This window comes from Synechococcus sp. CCY9201, from assembly GCF_034931105.1.
Lineage (GTDB): Bacteria > Cyanobacteriota > Cyanobacteriia > PCC-6307 > Cyanobiaceae > CBW1002.
This window is the reverse complement of the sequence record NZ_JAYGIC010000173.1, coordinates 1-2,710: the sequence shown is the minus strand read 5'-3', so window position 1 is coordinate 2,710 and position 2,710 is coordinate 1. Positions and strand designations below refer to the sequence as shown.

Annotated in this window: 4 protein-coding genes; 2 read left to right on the top strand and 2 right to left on the bottom strand. The window is 57.5% G+C overall.

Going from position 1 to position 2,710, the window contains the following annotated elements; all coding sequences use genetic code 11:
* Nucleotides 1–241, bottom strand: a 241-nt coding sequence (locus tag VB716_RS16685) for a hypothetical protein (protein WP_323271072.1), incomplete at its 3' end; no start/stop codon positions are given.
* Between the two features lie 63 nt (nucleotides 242–304).
* On the opposite strand from VB716_RS16685, the gene VB716_RS16680 reads away from it, so the two are divergent.
* Nucleotides 305–592, top strand: coding sequence for a nucleotidyltransferase family protein (locus VB716_RS16680; RefSeq protein WP_231597900.1), 288 nt, complete (start codon nucleotides 305–307; stop codon nucleotides 590–592).
* Nucleotides 592–924 carry a DUF86 domain-containing protein gene (locus tag VB716_RS16675; protein WP_322758751.1) on the top strand — a complete coding sequence of 111 codons (333 nt, stop codon included), beginning with the start codon at nucleotides 592–594 and terminating at the stop codon, nucleotides 922–924. The genes VB716_RS16680 and VB716_RS16675 overlap by 1 nt, the downstream gene beginning before the upstream one ends.
* A gap of 144 nt (nucleotides 925–1,068) precedes the next feature.
* Here the strand turns inward: VB716_RS16675 and VB716_RS16670 are convergent, their stop codons facing one another.
* Entirely contained in the window at nucleotides 1,069–2,112 is a 1,044-nt protein-coding gene (locus tag VB716_RS16670; protein ID WP_323271071.1) for an IS5 family transposase, read from the bottom strand.
* Nucleotides 2,113–2,710: the final 598 nt, after the last annotated feature.

The following is a 2,710-nucleotide window of genomic DNA, read 5'->3' as shown; positions in this document are numbered from 1 at the left end:
ACCGAGAGGTGTAGCCGTGCCTGAAGCTGTAGGCCACCACCCGCTCACCCCGCGCAGCCAGGCTCTCCACCTCGGTGCTCGGACCGCCAGCCGTCCTGTCGCTTGTGGTACGACCTCCCTGCAGCTGTGAACGGTTTGCCGTACTGACGCGGCGGTCCAGCGGATCTATCAATGAATCAGAGGCCTCGACCAGGGCGGTTCCAACCAGTTCCCTGCAACCGGCCAGTCCACCAGTGACCATGGCCTCACGAGGCAGGGCGAGCTGAGTCTCTTCTCTTAGGCTACCAATGGCTTCTGGGCAGCCATGCGCCTCGACGACCTACTGGCACAGGCTCCAAGGATCAGGGAGATCGCCATGGCCCATGGCGCCAGCAATCTGGCGGCATTTGGGTCCGTGGCCCGTGATCAGGCTGGACCCGACAGTGATCTGGATCTGCTGGTGGATCTGCCTCCACGCACCGGTCTCCTGGACCGCATTGCCCTGAAGCAGGCCCTGGAAGACACGCTGCACTGCCGCGTTGATCTGATTCGCCGCCGCAATCTCAGGCCCACCGCTCTGGCCTCGGCTGAGCGGGACGCGATCCCTCTGTGATGGAGCCCAGGGACCGTGATGCCTTGCGCGACATCCTGACCACGATCCGACGGGTTCAAGGATTCCCCATTCCCGATCGCGAGACATTCATGGCCAGCGACGTTCTCCAGGATGCCGTGGTGCGCAATCTGGAGATCATTGGGGAAGCCACCAAGCGGCTGAGCGACGCCTGCCGCAAGCAACATCCACAGATCCCCTGGCGGGAGATGGCAGGTATGCGGGATGTGCTGATCCATGCCTATGACCGCGTGGACCTTGAGGAGGTGTGGATCACCCTGAGCGAGCAACTGCCTGCGCTGCTGGTACAGATTGAGCCTCTGATCAGCGTGTGATCAGGTGACTTCTGGGAACCTCGAAAAATTAGCTGTTTCCAAGTGTTCTGCAGGCATGCAAAAAGCCGCCAATGGCGGCAGGCAGCAGAATTTTGTATCGGCGAGTGAGCTTTTTACTGCGCTATCGGACACTCCTTCGAGGATTCATGCCACCACTGGTTCATGGCTGATGCGCTGAAGATAGCGAAGGAAGTTGAAGGCCAGATTCTTGAGCCCCCACCATGCCTCGTTCCTTGCCAGCCCAATCTTTCGCGTCAGCTTCCCACCCATTGACATTGTCATGCAGCCGAAGACATGCTCCACACACGCTCTGATGGCTGACTTGACGCGATTTAGGTCCTTGGCGGCGTCGCTGAGCGGGTGATTGCGAGCGCCCTTTTCGTGGATCAAGCTTTCGAAGCGCCCCAAGCTCAGCAGATCTTCAAAGCACTCACCTGAATAAGCTGAGTCTGCCCAGACATAATCATGTTCATTCTCCGGATCGAGCAGCCGTGGAAGCATCTGACTGTCATGAATATTGGCAGGTGTAATGGCATATCGGCGGATAAAGCCATGGTCGACGTCAATGCAGATGCTGTTCTTGTAGCCGTAGTAGTTGATGCCGTTCTTATTAACCCAGCGAGCATCTAGATCCTTCTGCCGCAGGCGATCTGGGTTTTCATCCCAACCTTCCGGCAGCCTACCTGCTTTGATTTCCTTGTTCTCGTCACGGGTGTTGCGTTGTTTGGGAACAGGTACGAGAGTCGCATCAATAATCTGACCACCACGGGCTTGGAGTCCCTGTGAGCGGAGGTATGCCTCGAACATCTCGAAGAGCTCCTCAATCACTCCTGCTTTGCGCAGCCTTTCCCTGAACAAGGCGACTGTGGTTGCATCAGGAATGCTGTTCATCACACCCAGCCCGACAAACTCCTCAAAGGAACGCCTGTCATTCACCTGGAACTCAAGCTCATCATCGCTGAGGTTAAATAGCTGCTGGAGAACAAGCATCTTGAAAAGGATCAGCGGATCAATCCGCTTACGCCCTGCATTGCTCTTGCGATCCTGCGCGTATCCTTGGTCAAGTATCGGCTGGAATTTTTCCCATGGGATCGAATCAGACAGCCGCTTGAGAACCGGCTTCTTCTCTTGGAGCTTTGCGACCCTATGCTGTTCGTCCCAAAACCCTCTTTGGCCCACCGCTTGCATGCAGTCTGATTTCCTGATTCTATCGCTATTCCATCGTAATCAACCAGCTTGCTGATTTTTCGAGGTGCCCTTCTGAATCGATCAGAAGTCCTCAGGAACTGAGGTGAGCAGAGCCTCTCTGGAGTTGATGCCTTGCTGATCGCCTTGATTGTCGTCGGAAACACGACAAAGCCCAGTGACGAGGCCACCGGGCTTGAATCGTGGGTTGTGAGGTCGGAGCTGCTGACGCTGGCACCTGGGGCCAGGGGTCGATCGGGACGTTCCGTTGGGTCCGGGGCACCTGAGGCGGTGCAATGGACGGCGCCAGGGTTGTTTCAGCAAAACAGCCGCGACACGCCAGGAACGTCAGTCATCCGTTGAGAGTGTTGGAGCAGGGGCCGGATCGTCAGCTCACTCCTGACGGTTGCTCAGGTGGGGTGTCTTCCATGCTCTGGAGCCTCCCGGGTGTCGATGCAGTCACGATCGGACGGCTGGCGGCTCAGGACAAGAGCTGGAGCGCGAACGAAACCGCTCTTCACCAAGGGCAATGGGGCTTCATGAAGGGGACTTCACGCTGCTGGCATCACCAGCAACAGCAACCGGTTGCCCTCCGGATCCA

What these genes read in the sequence shown, in the direction of transcription:
- VB716_RS16675 (WP_322758751.1), top strand. Translation starts at nt 592, where the DNA reads ATGGAGCCCAGGGACCGTGATGCCTTGCGCGACATCCTGACCACGATC.
- VB716_RS16670 (WP_323271071.1), bottom strand. Translation starts at nt 2,112, where the DNA reads ATGCAAGCGGTGGGCCAAAGAGGGTTTTGGGACGAACAGCATAGGGTC.
- VB716_RS16680 (WP_231597900.1), top strand. Translation starts at nt 305, where the DNA reads ATGCGCCTCGACGACCTACTGGCACAGGCTCCAAGGATCAGGGAGATC.